Source organism: Absicoccus porci (assembly GCF_003725415.1).
GTDB lineage: Bacteria > Bacillota_I > Bacilli_A > Erysipelotrichales > Erysipelotrichaceae > Absicoccus > Absicoccus porci.
Map to the genome: position 1 here is coordinate 514,835 of NZ_RJQC01000002.1, position 16,393 is coordinate 531,227.

At 36.6% G+C, this 16,393-nt stretch carries 21 protein-coding genes; 15 read left to right on the forward strand and 6 right to left on the reverse strand.

The window, feature by feature from the left end; genetic code table 11:
* Positions 1-51: 51 nt before the first annotated feature.
* Positions 52-444: a large-conductance mechanosensitive channel protein MscL gene (gene mscL / locus EDX97_RS07325; RefSeq protein WP_128520503.1), complete on the reverse strand. Its 393-nt coding sequence runs from the start codon at positions 442-444 to the stop codon at positions 52-54.
* Between the two features lie 100 nt (positions 445-544).
* On the opposite strand from mscL, the gene EDX97_RS07330 reads away from it, so the two are divergent.
* From EDX97_RS07330 to EDX97_RS07345, 4 genes are all read left to right on the forward strand, one after another.
* Entirely contained in the window at positions 545-964 is a 420-nt protein-coding gene (locus tag EDX97_RS07330; protein ID WP_128520504.1) for a hypothetical protein, read from the forward strand.
* A 118-nt stretch (positions 965-1,082) separates the two neighbouring features.
* Entirely contained in the window at positions 1,083-1,439 is a 357-nt protein-coding gene (locus tag EDX97_RS07335) for an SseB family protein (RefSeq protein WP_173445911.1), read from the forward strand.
* Position 1,440: 1 nt separating this feature from the next.
* A complete protein-coding gene (locus EDX97_RS07340; protein ID WP_128520506.1) occupies positions 1,441-2,424 on the forward strand; it encodes a hypothetical protein in 984 nt (327 codons plus the stop codon).
* Positions 2,425-2,474: 50 nt separating this feature from the next.
* On the forward strand, positions 2,475-3,314 hold the full coding sequence (locus EDX97_RS07345) for a GNAT family protein (protein ID WP_128520507.1): 840 nt from the start codon (positions 2,475-2,477) through the stop codon (positions 3,312-3,314).
* Positions 3,315-3,375: 61 nt separating this feature from the next.
* Here the strand turns inward: EDX97_RS07345 and EDX97_RS07350 are convergent, their stop codons facing one another.
* The 3 genes from EDX97_RS07350 to EDX97_RS07360 are packed head-to-tail and all read right to left on the reverse strand — an operon-like array spanning position 3,376 to position 5,669.
* Positions 3,376-4,137, reverse strand: coding sequence for an amino acid ABC transporter ATP-binding protein (locus EDX97_RS07350; RefSeq protein ID WP_128520508.1), 762 nt, complete (start codon positions 4,135-4,137; stop codon positions 3,376-3,378).
* Between the two features lie 14 nt (positions 4,138-4,151).
* Positions 4,152-4,811 carry an amino acid ABC transporter permease gene (locus tag EDX97_RS07355; RefSeq protein WP_128520509.1) on the reverse strand — a complete coding sequence of 220 codons (660 nt, stop codon included), beginning with the start codon at positions 4,809-4,811 and terminating at the stop codon, positions 4,152-4,154.
* Between the two features lie 51 nt (positions 4,812-4,862).
* Positions 4,863-5,669 carry an amino acid ABC transporter substrate-binding protein gene (locus EDX97_RS07360; RefSeq protein WP_128520510.1) on the reverse strand — a complete coding sequence of 269 codons (807 nt, stop codon included), beginning with the start codon at positions 5,667-5,669 and terminating at the stop codon, positions 4,863-4,865.
* A 161-nt stretch (positions 5,670-5,830) separates the two neighbouring features.
* On the opposite strand from EDX97_RS07360, the gene gpmI reads away from it, so the two are divergent.
* From gpmI to srlE, 3 genes are all read left to right on the forward strand, one after another.
* The gene (gene gpmI, locus EDX97_RS07365; RefSeq protein WP_128520511.1) at positions 5,831-7,405 is read left to right on the forward strand and encodes a 2,3-bisphosphoglycerate-independent phosphoglycerate mutase; all 1,575 of its coding nucleotides are present in this window, start codon (positions 5,831-5,833) and stop codon (positions 7,403-7,405) included.
* Positions 7,406-7,637: 232 nt separating this feature from the next.
* Positions 7,638-8,162, forward strand: a complete 525-nt coding sequence (gene srlA, locus EDX97_RS07370) for a PTS glucitol/sorbitol transporter subunit IIC (protein ID WP_128520512.1) — start codon at positions 7,638-7,640, stop codon at positions 8,160-8,162.
* 14 nt (positions 8,163-8,176) lie between these two features.
* Positions 8,177-9,187 carry a PTS glucitol/sorbitol transporter subunit IIB gene (gene srlE / locus EDX97_RS07375; RefSeq protein WP_128520513.1) on the forward strand — a complete coding sequence of 337 codons (1,011 nt, stop codon included), beginning with the start codon at positions 8,177-8,179 and terminating at the stop codon, positions 9,185-9,187.
* Positions 9,188-9,309: 122 nt separating this feature from the next.
* On the opposite strand, the gene EDX97_RS07380 is transcribed toward srlE, so the two are convergent.
* Complete coding sequence (locus EDX97_RS07380; RefSeq protein ID WP_128520514.1) at positions 9,310-10,266, reverse strand: sugar-binding transcriptional regulator; 957 nt, start codon at positions 10,264-10,266, stop codon at positions 9,310-9,312.
* 234 nt (positions 10,267-10,500) lie between these two features.
* Between EDX97_RS07380 and EDX97_RS07385 the strand changes: the two genes are divergently transcribed.
* The 7 genes from EDX97_RS07385 to EDX97_RS07415 all read left to right on the forward strand — a co-directional run bounded on the left by EDX97_RS07385 (position 10,501) and on the right by EDX97_RS07415 (position 15,141).
* A complete protein-coding gene (locus EDX97_RS07385) occupies positions 10,501-11,541 on the forward strand; it encodes an NAD(P)H-dependent glycerol-3-phosphate dehydrogenase (protein ID WP_128520515.1) in 1,041 nt (346 codons plus the stop codon).
* A gap of 70 nt (positions 11,542-11,611) precedes the next feature.
* A complete protein-coding gene (locus EDX97_RS07390; RefSeq protein WP_128520516.1) occupies positions 11,612-12,187 on the forward strand; it encodes a nitroreductase family protein in 576 nt (191 codons plus the stop codon).
* Between the two features lie 2 nt (positions 12,188-12,189).
* Positions 12,190-12,477 (forward strand): rhodanese-like domain-containing protein, encoded by a 288-nt coding sequence (locus EDX97_RS07395; RefSeq protein WP_128520517.1) that lies wholly within the window; start codon positions 12,190-12,192, stop codon positions 12,475-12,477.
* 28 nt (positions 12,478-12,505) lie between these two features.
* On the forward strand, positions 12,506-13,210 hold the full coding sequence (locus EDX97_RS07400; protein ID WP_221175904.1) for a zinc metallopeptidase: 705 nt from the start codon (positions 12,506-12,508) through the stop codon (positions 13,208-13,210).
* A 93-nt stretch (positions 13,211-13,303) separates the two neighbouring features.
* The gene (locus tag EDX97_RS07405; RefSeq protein ID WP_128520518.1) at positions 13,304-13,675 is read left to right on the forward strand and encodes a GntR family transcriptional regulator; all 372 of its coding nucleotides are present in this window, start codon (positions 13,304-13,306) and stop codon (positions 13,673-13,675) included.
* Positions 13,676-13,678: 3 nt separating this feature from the next.
* On the forward strand, positions 13,679-14,536 hold the full coding sequence (locus EDX97_RS07410; protein ID WP_128520519.1) for an ABC transporter ATP-binding protein: 858 nt from the start codon (positions 13,679-13,681) through the stop codon (positions 14,534-14,536).
* Positions 14,533-15,141: an ABC-2 transporter permease gene (locus tag EDX97_RS07415; protein WP_128520520.1), complete on the forward strand. Its 609-nt coding sequence runs from the start codon at positions 14,533-14,535 to the stop codon at positions 15,139-15,141. Before EDX97_RS07410 ends, EDX97_RS07415 begins: the two co-directional genes overlap by 4 nt.
* 40 nt (positions 15,142-15,181) lie before the next feature.
* Here EDX97_RS07415 and EDX97_RS07420 read toward each other — a convergent pair whose 3' ends face one another.
* A complete protein-coding gene (locus tag EDX97_RS07420) occupies positions 15,182-15,691 on the reverse strand; it encodes an HD domain-containing protein (RefSeq protein WP_245978027.1) in 510 nt (169 codons plus the stop codon).
* Between the two features lie 124 nt (positions 15,692-15,815).
* Here EDX97_RS07420 and ruvA point away from each other — a divergent pair, with 124 nt between their 5' ends.
* Entirely contained in the window at positions 15,816-16,385 is a 570-nt protein-coding gene (gene ruvA, locus EDX97_RS07425) for a Holliday junction branch migration protein RuvA (protein WP_128520652.1), read from the forward strand.
* The last annotated feature ends 8 nt before the right edge of the window (positions 16,386-16,393 follow it).

Sequence of the window (16,393 nt, forward strand, 5' to 3'; positions counted from 1 at the left end):
TGATATTTCCACTGTCTACTTGACAGGGATCCTATCACACAACTCCTTTTTTTACTTTTGATCTTTTAATAAATCACGAATTTCTTTTAATGTTTCCAATCGTTCATCCACTTCAGGTGCAGGTGCTTCTTCTTCGTGTGGTTTATGCATTTTGTTGATGGCTTTAATGGCACAGAAAATACATAAAGCAATGATCAAGAAATTCACAACGGATTGAATGAAATTACCAATCTTTAAGGTTAAGCCCGTACCTGCATTGAGGGTAATTACAAATCCCGTAAAATCTAAGCCGCCAGTAATGGCACCAACAATAGGCATGATGATATCATTGACCAAACTCGTAACAATGGTTGAAAAGGCACCACCAATAACAACACCAATGGCCATATCCAAGACATTGCCTTGCATCGCAAATTCTTTAAATTCTTCAAAAAACTTTTTCATTTCTTTTTCTCTCCTAATTTATATCCATCATACCATGATTTCATAAAAAGAGTGTTTTGAATTCATGAAAGGATGTATAATAGAAGCCAGGAGCGTTTATATGAAAAATCAAATTACTTGTTCATCAAAAACTTCATCAAACTTATTGTTGCCAGTGGTTATTTTTGTTTTAGCGATTTATTTTGGATACGGTACGATTCAAGATATGATGAATGGAGTAGGAACCAGTGGTACAAATTTTTTCTTTTTGTTGGTATATATTATTATTTTTATCGACAGTATTCGTTTGTTGCTTGTTTATGCCAATCGTAAAATCGTTGTGACAAAAGATACAGTGACGTATACTTCGCCAATGAAAAAGACCGAAGAGTTCCATTGGGATGAAATAAAAGTGTACTCTCTAGGAGATAATCGTATTTCCTTTGAATTGAAAGATAAAAGAGTGATTTTTTCCACAAAAGATGCACATTATCATGATTTAGTTTTATTTTTACGTAAAAATGATCGATTTGCGAATTAGTACGATACACAAATAGAAGAATGTTTGGTATAATCCAAAAGACATCTGAAAAATACTTTGATCCCTATAGCCAGATGTCATGCTAAGAGCCGTATGGCTCTTTTTTACAAGGAGAGTTATGTCATTAACTAATCAAATCCAGTCTTATATGCAAGAACCAACCAAAACAAAGTTGGCCGATACTTTGATCCTGTTGTGTCAAAATTCTTTATGGATGCCCATGACCATATTACCAAAATCGGGAATTAAGAAAGTACCTGACGAATTGATCAAAGGAGATCGATCCTACATTCCTTTATTTACAGATCGTAAAGAAATCAAAGATGCGTATTATAATGAGTTTTTTTGGGTACGTGTGTCTCTTCCAGATTTAGTTGATCAATACGATGCTTTTGTGATTGATCCATTCACGACCAATTTTGTGATAGAAAAAGATTTGATCGAAGTGATTCGCCAATCAAGAAAAGAGGAATAATATGTCATTTGATGCCATTATGAAGCAGATTCAGTCGGGATTAACCGGGAATAATAAAGAAGATATTGTCTATTTGCGCAAACAAATACAAGAATATAAAGACCATCCTTTACAGGAAGCCATTCAACGGGAAATTGGTAAGATGATTTATGATCGTTTGGATGCCAATCAGCAACAAGCCTATCGTATTTCGATTGAAAAAGATCAGAAACAAACGGAACAAACATTAAAAGAAGTGGAATACTATCGAGAAAAGAAAGAATTTGATAAAGCCTTATCCATTTTACGTCCGATCATCAAGACCATGGAAAAAGAAACCCTTTTTAAGAATGATCAAATTCAAGATTATTTTTCTTTCCATGAACCTTTTGAACAAGCTTTGTATATGTATTTAGAAAAGCCGAAGAAAAAAGTATCAACGACACCGGTCATGTATAGTGATGTATATTATCTATATGCTTGTTTATGGAAAGATAAAGGTGAACAACAAGCTTGTCATGAAGCATTGGAAAAAGCATTGGAATGGAATCCGATGTCATCTAAGATTCATTTTTTGTATATGAGTGAAATGGATGATCTAGAAAAGTATTTTGCGTATACAAAATTTGCTTTCCAATATATGTTTCATCCCCGTGATATTGCGCAATTATATAAGAATTTTGCCACGTATTATGAAAAGAAAAACCAACCCAATTATCAGTATGGATGTTTGGGACTGAGTCTTCAATTTGTTGAAGATGAAAGTGTTATGAAACAAATGCAGGACTTAGAAACACCAACTTTTGTTCCGGCTTCTTTAGAAGATCTAAAAAAAGCAGGACTTCCGATAGGGGCGGATCAAACGGTTGTCGGTTTGGCCTATGGATATGGCAAGACATATGTTGAAAAGAAACAATATGATCAGGCCAGATATTATCTACAAATTGCGTATGATCTAACGCATGCGCAAGAAGTAAAAGAGATGTTAAGGGAAATGAAAAATTGATTTTTAATAGAAAATAAGGTATATTTTTCTACAAATAGGGGGCTATAAAAATGTTATTAAAAGTGTACAAAAATCAAGTTCAATTGGTTGATGATAATGATGCAGTATTGGCACATTTAGATTTTGCCAATGAAGATGGGGTATATCGAATTGGAGATGTTGCTAAAAATACGCAAATAAGTCCAAAAGTCGAAAATAAAATGATGTCTTTGGCATTGAATAAGATTCGTAAAAATGGTGGTTTGGTTGTTCCAACATCCACCTATTCGAAGGAATGGTTCAATAAACATCCAGAAGATCGTGATTTGGTAGCAGCGGTAGAAAGCGTTGCACAAGAAACCGCAAGTATTCCACAAGAAACGGAAATTCAATTGGTTAAACAAGAACCTTCCAATAATCCGTTACAAAATTTAAATACGGAAGAAATAAAGAAAAAAGGTGCCAAAGGTGCTCTTAAGATCTTATCTCGTTTAATGCAAGTGATTTGTGCTTTGTGTATGTTTGGTTCCGCAGTCTTGTTTGTGATGAACGCATTGAATTATACAGAATTCGTTCGTGTCATGATCACATCACAAGGACAAGATCATAAGATTTTCTTAGGTGGTATGGCAGCTTTCGTAGTATTCTGTGTCATTGAAGGTATTTGGACTTTAACGACAAAGAAGATGAAGGCTGGTGAAGAAGAATACCGTGTGGATACAGGACATGGTCTCATTGGTTTTATTATCGTTGCGTTATCATATCCAATCACTTTATATGTAGCAGGTATGCATGGTGAATCCGGTGCATGGCAATGGGTTCAATACTTTATTACACCGATGCGATACATTCCTTTATTAGCTGTGATTGGCTTATTATTGTGTATTTTACGTAAATTAATCAATCGTTAGAGTTATAAGCATAGCTTATAGCTCTTTTTGTATGCACAAAAAAAGCACAGCGCTTGCTGTGCTAGCCCAATTCGTGATATTTTCCCAAGAAAGATTGTGTTCTCGAATTCGATGAATGAAATAATTCATCGGGTGTACCATTTTCGACAATGACACCTTTATCCATGAAAATCATACGATTAGATACATCATGCGCAAATGTCATTTCATGTGTAACGATGACCATGGTCATTCTTTGTGCCGCTAAATCTTTGATGACTTTTAAGATTTCTAGCGTTAATTCTGGATCCAATGCCGAAGTGGGTTCATCAAAGAATAAGATCTTTGGATTGAGGGCCAGGGCACGTGCAATGGATACACGCTGTTGTTGTCCACCAGACAATTGACTTGGATAGGCATCTTCTTTATCGGATAATCCCATTTGACTCAATAGTTTTCTTGCTTGGGCATTGACTTCTTCAACATTGCGTTTTTGGATTCGAATCGGTGCATCCGTAATATTTTTCATAACTGTGAAGTGAGGAAATAAATTAAAGTTTTGGAAAACCAGGCCAAAATAGCTCAATGCTTTTCTTTGTTGTTGTTTGGAACCATAGACGGCATGACCATTTACACTTTTGACTACTTCATCACCTACATAGGATAATGAACCATCATCCATCGTTTCTAGAAAAGTTGCACAACGAAGAAGTGTACTCTTACCGGATCCAGAAGGGCCAATAATGGAAACGACTTCCCCTTCATCTACTGAAAAACTGATATCTTTTAATACTTGGTTGTTACCGAAACTTTTCTTAATATGATTCATTTCTAAAATTTTCATCGTACCCAACCTCCTTAGTCATAATAGCGCATACGCTTTTCGAAGTATTCCATAATGGTTGCCACAATAAAGTTGAAAATATAATAGAAAATGGCAGCAGCAACAAATGGAATCATGCTCTTAAAGCTTGCGGCCAAAGCCTTTGCTTCAGTAAACATTTCCATGTAAGCAATGGAATAAGCCAACGAAGTATCTTTGACCAAAGTGATGATTTCATTGGTCAATGCAGGCAAGATTCGTTTTAATACTTGTGGGAAGATGATCGTAAAGAATGTCTGGGTTCGACTATAGCCTAAAACTTTAGCAGCTTCATATTGACCCTTTGGCATGGATTCAATACCACTACGATAGATTTCGGCAAAATAGGCAGCATAATTTAAGGCAAAGGCAATAATGACGGCAACACCTCGATACGCAGGTGTGATACTTACATTAAATAAATAGTATGGACCAAAGTATACAACGAGTAGTTGTAGCATCAATGGTGTTCCTCGCATGATCGAAATATAGATCTTCATAATGGTTTGAAGAATACCATTTTTTGACATACGCCCAAACGCGATGATTAATCCTAAGGGAAGAGAAAATAAAAGCGTTAATACAAAGATTTGAATGGTGGTGCCCATACCACCAATAAGTTGTTGGAAAGATTCCATCAAACTGATAGTTTCCATAATCGGCTCCTTTCTTACAAATTGAAACCAGGCATATTGCCTGGTTTTTTATTAATCAGCACTTAATACAACGACATTTTCACCGAAGTATTTTTCTGATAACTTCGCATATGTGCCATCTTTGACCATTTTCTTCATTGCTTTTTGTACTTGGTCACGAAGTTTCGTGTTTCCTTTTTCAAAGCCAACTGCATATTGTTCTTGGCTTAGTTTTTCATCAAGGATCTTGAATTGATCTTTACCCTTGGTTTGATCTAAAGCAACAAAGTAATCCATCGCAATGGCATCCGCGGCTCCAGAATCCAAATCCATCATGGCTGTGTTGTAGTCAGCAACCGAAGTGTATTGTGCAAAAGAAGCTTTTAAATCTTTATCATCATTGATTGCTGTTTCAGCACTTGATTCCTTTTGTACTTCCACATTCTTATCTTTTAGATCGGCTATTGTATTAATACCCGAATCTGATTTTACTACAAAGACTTGATAGTTATTCATATATGGTTCTGTCCATGTATATTTCTTTTCACGTCCATTGATGGTAAAACCATTCCAGATACAATCAATGGTTCCGGATTCCAATTCCATATCTTTAGAATCCCAATCGATTGGTTGCAACTTGATATCTACACCCATTTCTTTGGCACAAGCTTTAGCCGCTTCAATATCAAAACCAACAAATTTTCCTTTTTTGTTTTTATAACCAAAAGGTGGGAAATTTTGATCAAAGCCAACCACTAACACCGAATCATCATTTTTACTTGCTGCATCGCTACTCTTAGAACTATTTCCACAAGCGGATAATCCTAAAGTCATGCCAACCACAAGCACCAATGCCATAACTTTTTTGAATATTTTCATTTTCGCTCTCCCTTATATTCATATATAGTAGATTTTACCATAAACCGGTAAGAATGTGGTTTTTTTTCAGAAAAGTCTTTCTCTTTTCTGAAAACGCAATTTTCAGTATTGTTATGGCATTTTTGTGATAGAATAAAATCGACAAATTGGAGGAAATAAAAATGGAAAAAAGACCTGTAGTTTTGGTTGTTATGGATGGTATGGGTTTAGCAGAAACTCATCTTGGAAATGCTGTTCAACAAGCACATAAACCAACCTTGGATTTCTTATATGCAAGTTGTCCACATACACGTTTACGTGCACATGGATTAGCTGTTGGTTTGCCAACGGATGGTGATATGGGAAATAGTGAAGTTGGTCATAATGCCATTGGTTGTGGTCAAATTTATTCACAAGGTGCAAAACTTGTTAATGAAAATATCGATTCTGGTGAAATCTTTAATTCAAAGGCATGGAGAGAATTAGTCGATTTCTGCAAAGATGGTCATAAGATGCACTTTATTGGTTTGTTGAGTGATGGAAATGTCCACTCTCATATCAATCACTTAAAAGCTTTGATCAAACAAGCAAAAGCAGAAGGCATTCATGAAGTTCGCGTCCATGCATTATTGGATGGTCGTGATGTACCAGATACAAGTGCATTGACTTATGTAGATGATATTGAAAACTTCATGGGTGAATTAAATGATGATACATTCCATGCTTGCATCGCCAGTGGTGGTGGACGTATGCAAATCACGATGGACCGTTATGAAGCCGATTGGTCCATGGTTGAAAAAGGATGGCGTATCCATGTACAAGGTGAAGGACGTCAATTTGCATCCGCAACCGAAGCCATTGAAACATATCGTAAAGAATTAGGTGTAATCGATCAAGATTTGCCTGGATTTGTCGTTGCGAAAGATGGTCAACCTGTTGGTACGATTGATGATGGCGATAGCGTTATCTTATTCAACTTCCGTGGTGACCGTGCACAAGAAATTTCTCGTGCTTTTGATGGTGATGCTTCATTTGATAAATTTGATCGTGTCAAAGTACCAAATGTAAAATTTGCTGGTATGTTACAATATGATGCCGATTTACAAATTCCAAAGATGTATTTGACAGAACCACCAAAAATTAAATACACATTGACAGAAGAATTATGTAAACATGGTATTCGTGAATACGCAATTAGTGAAACTCAAAAATATGGTCACGTTACGTATTTCTGGAATGGTAACCGTTCTGAAAAATTTGATGAAAATCTAGAAACTTATGTTGAAATCAAATCCGATGTCGTTCCATTTGAACAACGTCCTTGGATGAAATCGGCTGAAATTACAGATGAATTATGTGCAGCCATTGAAAGTGGTAAATACGATTTCTTACGTACAAACTATCCAAATGGTGATATGGTTGGACATACAGGTAGTCTAACTTCTACGATTATTGGTGTTGAATCCGTTGATCTTGGTTTACAACGTGTCATGGAATCCGTAAAGAAGGTCAATGGTGTATTGTTGATCACAGCCGATCATGGTAATGCCGATGAAATGTATCAAGCACCAAAAGAAGGACAGCCATTAAAAGCTAAAACTTCACATACATTGAATCGTGTTCCATTTATTGTATACAATGCCAAATGTAAATTAAAAACTGATGACAACTTGGGATTAAGCAATATTGCTGCTACAGTTGCTGATTTCTTAGGCATTGAACCAAATGAACATTGGAACGAATCTTTATTAAAGTAAATTATTAACTTTAGCCATCTTCGGATGGCTTTTTTTAAGCTTGTTTATGCAATAAATTTCACGCATGGGAAATATCTTTTAAATAATAGTTAATTAATTGAAGCCTAATGAAATAAATCCCAATATACGGTATAAATCCTAAAAATCATTGACTTCAATATAAATTAATGAAATACTAATGCCGTAAGAAATATGAAAGGCCTTTCATAAATTAGGAGGAAGAAGAAATACCATGGAAGTATTATCAAATATTGCTCAGGGATTTATGTCACTGTTCACTACAGGTGGAAAAACCTTTACTGGATGGGTAACAAGTATTATCCCAATGATCGTTTGCTTGCTGACATTTATGAACTCTATTATCAAACTTGTCGGTGAAGATCGTGTGAATCGTTTTACTGCAAAATTGACAAAATATGCCATTCTTCGTTATACATTGATGCCAATGATTGGTTTGATCTTCCTAGGAAACCCAATGGGATATTCCATCATGCGTTTCTGTGATGAAAAAGATAAACCAGCCATGTTCGATGTTGTCGCTACATTTGCCCACCCTGTAACTGGATTGTTTCCACATGCCAATGCTGGTGAATTATTTGTTTACATGGGTATTGCTTCTGGTATCCAAGAATTAGGATTGCCACTTGGAGACCTAGCTATTCGTTACTTCATTGCAGGTATCATCATGTGTGCTATTCGTGGTTATATCACGCAAGGAATTTATATGCATTTAACAGCTGCAGAAAGTGCTGAATAAGGGAGGATGAGAATATGGCTTATAAAAATATTAAAATCACAAAAGGTAATGCCGGATTTGGTGGACCATTGATCATCGAACCCAATGAGCATAAAAATAAAGTATTGTGTGTAACCGGACAACAAGTCAGTCCAGTTGCGAAAAAGATTGCTGAAATGACAGGTTGTGAATTGGTTGATGGATTCAAGACAACCGTTCCGGATGATGAAGTTGCTGTTGCCGTTGTCAACTGCGGTGGTACAGCTCGTTGCGGTGTCTATCCAAAGAAAGGCATTATGACCGTCAACGTCGAACCAGTTGGAGCTGTTGGTCCATTGGCTATGTACATCAAACCAGAAATTTATGTATCCGATGTTAAGGAAAGCAACTTATCTTATACAGATGAAACAAATGCATCCACTGCAAGTACAGCTGAAGAAGAATTAGCTACTGCAGATGGTCCTAAATCAAAAGAACAAGCAAAAGCAGAAGTAGCTGCTGCGCAAGGACAAAAGAAACAAAATCTTGTCACTCGTATCGGTGTAGGTGTCGGACATGTTGTCAACAAGTTCTTCGCTGCAGGTCGTGATTCCATTGACATGGTTATCCGTAATATCCTGCCATTCATGGCCTTCACATCCACTTTGTTGGGTATCATCCAAGCCAGTGGATTAGGAAATGTCATTGCCCATACGATCAGTCCATTATGTTCTACATTGCCAGGTATGATCGCTATCTCATTCATTTGTGGTATGCCATTCTTGTCACCAATCCTTGGTCCAGGTGCCGTCATCGCACAGGTTGTCGGAACATTGTTAGGTGCTGAATTCGCCAAAGGAAACATTCCTCCTCAATATTCATTGCCAGCTTTGTTTGCAATCAACGCGCAAGTAGGATGTGACTTCATCCCTGTTGGTTTGTCATTAGGAGAAGCAGAACCAGAAACAATCGAAATGGGTGTTCCTGCGGTATTGTATTCTCGTATTATCACAGGTCCAATCGGTGTAATCGTTGGATTCTTATTAAGTTTCGGTTTGTATGCGTAAGTAAGCCGCATTCAAATAAATTCTCTTCTTTTCCCATCTTTGGCCGGATGGGAAATTTTTTTGTTTATATTTCATATCTTTTGATCCCATAAAAAAAAGACGATGTTGATGACATCGTCCAATCACATATCGATTTTATTGGATAATTGTAAAACTTTACGCGCTGTCGGTTGATCAATATATAAATAATCAACCAATTGACCATGAATGGCAGATAGAATGGATTGCGCCTTTTCTGTACCAACCGCGATTACGACCTTGTTCGGAATCGTACGTATGATGGATAACGGTACGGCAATGACACGACTATCCAATTCTTCATCGGCAATTTTTCCATTGATGTCGATAAAATGACTACAAACATCACCCACCGCATTTTCCACAATATGATCATAGAACTCAGTTGAAAAATAACCCATCTTATAAAGAGCAGTATCATGACCAATTGCACCAATGGAATACACGGCAATATCACATCGCTTCGCTAATTCTAGACTTTCATGAATGAATTGATCCGTTTGAATGCTTTTCGCAATATCTGCATTCGATACGATAGCTGGCGCTGGCAACATATATCCATCGCCATTAAAAGCATCTACAAACGAACGAATAGCCGTGGTATAACCGGCATCATATAATACACGAGATACACCACCATTTAATTGTACGATGGAAACGCCCTTCTTTTTAACAGGAACCAACACTTGAGAAAGTGTGGTCAATGTACGTCCCCACGCAATTCCAATCGTACAATGATCCGTAACTAGTTTCGATAAATCTTCGGCAGCAGCTTGACTCACATCTTGCAACAATACGCCCTGATTTTCAACGATATCCGATAAGATCGTTACTTTTTTCAGATGAAAACGAGCCATAAATAAATTTTCTAGATCTGTAAACGAATGTTTTGGCTCCACGATCGTTATTTTAACTAATCCCAACTCCGAAGCCAATTTGATCAAACGACTGACCGTAGATGTGGATAAATGTTCTTGTTTTGCGATTTCAATTTGTGACATGCCCAATTCATAATGCAATTTTGCAATGCGGACAATCAAGTTTGTACGATATTGATCCATAGCACACCTCCAATGCAATAAATTTCATAGGATGAAATCTTATGTTTCTATGTATCAATATAATGGAAGATGGTTGAAATTTCAATGAAAATATCTACTTTATATAAGGCTATATTTCAATGAAATGAAAAAAATCCCAATATATAAGAAATATCCTATTTCGTATTGACATCCCTTATTTTTATGCAATAATGAACCTGTAAATAAGATATTAAGTTTGGAGGAACAATAATTATGAGTATTATTACGTTTATTGGTGCTGGACAAATGGCCAGTGCATTGACATTCCCTGCTTTCGAAAATGGTCATGAAGTACGTCTAGTGGGTACTCCATTGGATCGCGATGTTATTGATGGATTAAGAAAAGATAATTTCCATATTAATTTGAAGAGAACATTGCATGAAGGAATCAAATACTATCAAGTAGAAGAAATGGAAGAAGCCATTAAAGGTGCCGATGCGATTTTAGGTGGTGTATCCAGTTTTGGTGTAGATTGGTTTGCTGAAGAAGTTTTACCAAAGATTCCTAGAAATATTCCTTTACTTTCTGTCACTAAAGGTATGATCGATCAAGAAGATGGATCGATGATGACATATCCTGAATTCTGGGAACAAACCGAAGGTGGAAAAGGATTATCGATCAATGCCATTGGTGGTCCATGTACTTCTTATGAATTAGCGGATAAAGACAATTCTTGTGTTGCTTTCTGTGGTAGAAACATGGAAACCTTACATTATTTAAAAAGCTTATTCACAACGGATTATTATCATATTTCTTGCTCTACCGATGTTGTTGGTGTGGAATGTGCCGTTGCTTTGAAGAATGCCTATGCATTGGGTGTATCTTTAGCCGTTGGTTTGGCTGAAAAGAAAGAAGGCATTGGTGCTGTTCACTACAATTCACAAGCTGCTTTGTTTGGACAAGGTGTTCGTGAAATGCGTAAATTATTGGCTATCGTTGGTGGAAACGATGATAATATCGTATATGGTGCTGGTGACTTATATGTAACGGTATTTGGTGGACGTACACGTAAGATTGGTACTTTATTAGGACGTGGCTTGAGTTTTGATCAAGCGATGGAAGAATTAAAAGGAGTAACCTTGGAATCGATCGTTATCGCAACGCGTACAGCACGTGCCGTGAAACGTTTAGATGCTTTAGGAAAATATAAGAAAGAAGAATTCCCATTGTTGATGCATGTTGATGAAATCATTAATCAAGGAAAACCAGTCAATATTCCTTGGAAATCATTCGAAGTTGAATACGACGGATAATAACAGACCTTCTATCAAGGGTGTAAGCATAACTTGTGTTTACACCTTTTTTTTATGCTAGAATGAAGCCATGATAGAAACAATATTAAAAAAGAATCGAAGTACGCGTGGCTTTGATGAAACCCAAAAAATAGATGCGGAAACATTGAAAAAATGGATATCGTATACACGCTATTGTGGTTCGGCTGCTAATCGTCAACCACTGAAATATTGTATTTTAAATGAAAAGAATGATGTCGAAGGTTTGCTTGCTCTCACAAAATGGGCAGCCGCATTGCCGAAAGAACACCTACCAAAACCACATCAGCATCCAGTTGCCTTTGTGGTAATTTTGCAGGATACATCCATTTCCAATGGCCAATTTGTGATGGTGGATGTTGGCATCGCAGCACAAACCATTCTTTTATCGGCTGTTGAAGAAGGCTATGCTGGATGTATGCTTGGTGCCTTTGATTCGAAAAAAGTGCAATCCTATTTAAATCTCAAAGCCAATCTTGTACCGCGATTGGTTATTGCATTAGGCAAAGGGATAGAAAATATTCAATTAGTTGATTGCACGGATTCGAACAATTATTATCGACAAGATGGTGTTCATTATGTCCCAAAACGAACAATGGATGAACTACTCATAGAAAAGGAGAAATAACGATGTTTTTTCAACGAAAGAAATTAGATATCAATGCGGGAATTAAAACCTTTCGATCCACTCCAAACAGTATCTTATTAGACGTACGCACAAGAAAAGAATTCGTATCGAACCATATTCCTGATGCCATCAATGTTCCTTTGGATGAGATCGATACGTATCAACCGGAAAACAAGAAATACTTTGTTTATTGTCAAAGCGGTCGACGTTCGATGATCGCGGTCCAACAACTGCAACAAAAAGGTGTTGATGCTGTGAATATTGGCGGTATCCAAGACTATGTGCTATAATCGACAAATACAGTAAGGATGTGAGTATATGTATTATCCAATGTTTTATATTGATCCCCTATATATTATATTGGTGGGACCAGCCCTTATATTTACGGGATGGGCACAATGGAAAGTGACTTCAACCTATAAAAAATGGCGTCAATATGGCAATAGTCAAGGCATGACAGGCGCTCAAGTAGCCAGATATATGATGGAACAAAATGACATTTATGATGTAGATATTCAAATGATTGGTGGTGAATTGACCGACAATTATAATCCCACCAATAAAGTAGTCAGTCTTTCAAGTGATATTTATAATGGTACAAGCATTGCTGCCATCGGTATTGCTTGCCATGAGGTGGGGCATGTTGTTCAACATCATGTGGGTTATTTCCCCATCAAGGTTCGTAATGCGATCATTCCAATTACCAATATTGGTGCGACCTTAGCTATTCCATTGATCATTTTAGGTTTGATCTTAAATGTCGTTAATTTAGCATGGCTTGGTGTATTATGTTTTGGTTTATCCACTCTTTTTCAATTGATCACATTACCGGTTGAATTTAATGCCAGCCATCGTGCTCTACAAACCATTGATTCCTGTGGCTTGTTTACCGGCACCGATTATCGTGGGGCCAAAGCCGTTCTCACGGCTGCTGCATTGACATATGTCGCTGCCCTATTTGTGAGCTTGATGCAATTGTTACGATGGGTCATCATTATTGGCGGCAATTCACGCGATGATTAAACAAAGAAGGCTTGATTCTTCATTATGAAGAATCAAGTTTTTTTGTTGGCAACAGTTATAAACTGTTATATACTGTTATATGAAAGGAGTCCTATGCCTATTATTATCAATACATCTTTGATGATTCCTATTTATGAACAAATCGTTGATCAAATTAAAACCATGATTCGAAAGGGGGAACTCCAAGAAAATGATGCTTTACCATCGGTACGTTCATTATCTCGGTCCTTAAAGATCAGTGCCTTAACCGTTAAAAAAGCCTATGACACGTTGGATCATGAAGGCTTCACCGTAACGATTCATGGAAAAGGAACATATGTAACGGCAACCAATACGGAATTGCTGTTAGAAGACCAAAGAAAAGAATTGGAATCCGACTTAGAAAAAGTGATTCAAAAAGGAAGACGATTTGGGTTTTCAAATGAAGAGCTTAAAGACTTGTTGGATGTGTTGTTGGAGGATTGATGTATGGAAGTATTAAAAGTAGACCAAGCACAAAAACGATATGATTCGTTTGCTTTGCGTTGTTCGTTACAAGTGAAAGCCGGTCATATCACGGGATTGATTGGCAAGAATGGAGCTGGAAAAACAACTTTATTTAAAAGTATTTTGGGATTGATTACCCTGGATGGGGGAACGATCACATTATGGGGAAAGGATATCCGTCAAATACAAGCCAATGATCGAAATGCTCTTGGTGTTGTCCTTTTTGATACAGGAATGAGTGAATACTTGACCATTTCACAAATCATTCCCATCTTACAGAATATATATGCTGTTTTTGATCGAGATTTTTTTATTCATCAAGCTCATCACTTTCAATTGCCCATGGATAAGAAGATCAAAGATTTTTCTACTGGTATGAAAGCCAAATTAAAAGTGTTGATTGCGATGTCTCATCAAGCCCAGTTATTGATCTTGGATGAACCGACAGCAGGATTGGATGTGATGGCCCGTGAAGAAATCTTAGATCTTTTAAGAATGTTTATGGAAAATCAAGAACAGGGTGCCATCTTGATGAGTTCTCATATATCCAATGATTTGGAACATCTTTGCGATGACATCTATTTGATTGATGAAGGACAAATCTTGCTTCATGAAGATACGGATGTGCTATTGGATGAATATGCCATTTTAAAAGTCAATGAAGCACAGTATCAACAACTCGATACATCCTATCTTCTGCGCGTCAAAAAAGAGGTCTATGGCTTTCAATGTTTGACCAATGAAAGACAATATTATGTTGAAAATGCACCAGAAGTTGTTATAGAAAAGGCATCCATTGATAAAATACTTGTCTTGATGACAAAAGGAGAAAAGATATGAAAGGACTATGGATCAAAGATCTACAATATGTTTATCTACAAAAAAATTTTTTCATAATAATCGTCTTGCTATCGATTGGATCTCTTTTCTGGTCGGAGGACGCCTCTTTCATCCTTACTTTTTTTCCTGCCATTCTTTCCTTTTTTACCCAAAGTTCGATCGGTTATGATGAATTGGATCATGGTTATACATTTCTATTTACGTTGCCCATTTCACGAAAAGACTATGTGGTTGAAAAATATCGTTTTATGTTGGCCTTGTTATGGGGTGGATGTTTACTGATTGATGTATGGATGATCCTACTGGGTAAGGTACCAAACACAACAGATACCTATGGAAACATGATCATGATTGCTTGTTCAATGGTCTTGGTTCAATCAATCCTTATTCCGATTCGATTGAAATTTGGTATGGAAAAAAGTCGTATCGTTATGTTTTTGGTCCTTGGTGGATTTTTCCTGTTGATTACCAAACTGACAAAAGTATTCTCTTCCATGCATCTATCGGATTTTGTATGGTTAGGGATCTTTCTGTTTCTAAGTGTCATAGGATATGGAATTTCCCGTTTCTTCAGTATCCAAATCATGAACAAAAAAGAATTTTAATAAAAAAACACCAGCAGATTCAATCTGCTGGTATTTTTGTCTAATCCAATCCCAACTCAATGCGCATGGATTTTGATAAATAACGAATATTCAACATTTCGCCAATGGCACACACCTTATCCATGATCGACACCAAATAACTTTCTTTATATTTGGGTGGAATCGGTGTTAAAGGGAACATATGACGATGAATGATGTTGGCTTCCACTGGATTGATTCCATAATCTGCATTGGCTTTATTCATCGCAATGCGTGGATGACAGAATCCATGCCATTTATGCGAATCATCTTTTTCATGCCAGTCATATAAAAAATAATCATGTAATAATGCACCTTTGACCAAGGATGCTTCTCGAAAAGAAAAAGGCATATGTTTCGCAATGAAATAACTCGTATATGCTACACCAATGGAATGTTCATAAACGGTTGTACCACGATGTTGAGTGAAATTGCGTTCTTGATTCATAAGATCAGAATCGGCAATTCCTTTACTATAAGCTAAAAACTCTTTTTGTGTTTGTGTTAACGGTTTAATTTTCTTTCTTTCCATTTATACCCCTTTTTGTTAAGATCGAGAAAAGTATAATCACTTTTATTTCAATTTACAAGTAAATTGACAATTTCACATAATTTGTAAGTATAATGATATAATGAAAATATTAAGGAGCAAGGATATGATCGCATTTATTCAAGGAACCGTACGATTGATCCGAACGGAAACTATCGTTGTGGATGTACAAGGTATTGGCTATGAAATTTATGTAAGTCGACCTGAAACGGTCCACTTGGGTAAAGACTTATTTTTATATACCTATCAATATGTACGGGAAGATGCCATTCTCTTATTTGGTTTTGAAAAAGAAGAAGATTATGAAGTATTTATGCGCCTGATCAATGTTCGGGGCATTGGGCCTAAAAGTGCATTAAATATCTTATCAGCTATTTCTGGTTCACAAATGATTGAAGCCATTGAAAATGATGATGTCAAACGATTGAAATCTTTACCAGGCATTGGAGCTAAAACAGCGAGTCAAATTGTATTGGATCTAAAAGGAAAATTTGTATCTATTGAGAAAGAAGATACAAGTATGGATGATCCTGCATGGAAGGAAACCCAAGAAGCGTTGATCAGTTTGGGATATAAAGCCAATCAATTAACGACAATCAAAAAAGAATTGGCCAATCAAAATTTAACAACCGAACAAATGCTACAAAAAGCATTGCGTTTGCTCGCAACACAATAGAAATGAGG